The 229-nt window shown below is 64.2% G+C and carries 1 pseudogene; it reads left to right on the top strand.

Features of this window, described 5'->3' with window-relative positions:
• Positions 1-182 (top strand): annotated as a pseudogene (locus CH42_RS15855) (hypothetical protein); the annotation flags it as partial.
• Between the last annotated feature and the right edge of the window lie 47 nt (positions 183-229).

The raw sequence follows: 229 nt of genomic DNA, 5'->3' as shown, positions 1-229 counted from the left end.
CAGCGCTCGACCGCATGCCGAAGTTGCGGGTGATCGCCCGCACCGGCGTCGGGGTCCACCACGACGATGTTGCCGCTGCGCCCGATCGCGGCATTCCGCGCCGGATTCGCCCGGGCAGCAACCGTAGGGCGGTCGCCGCGCCGCTTCTGTTGCCATACCGACGCTGCCGAGCAGCGATCTAGGGTGAATCTGCGTGGTACCCTCATACTTTAAAAAAAACAACAAGCAT

Source organism: Leucobacter musarum subsp. musarum (genome assembly GCF_001273845.1).
GTDB classification, from domain to species: domain Bacteria; phylum Actinomycetota; class Actinomycetes; order Actinomycetales; family Microbacteriaceae; genus Leucobacter; species Leucobacter musarum.
Note: the sequence above shows the minus strand (reverse complement) of the source record. Positions and strands in the feature narration are given on the sequence as shown.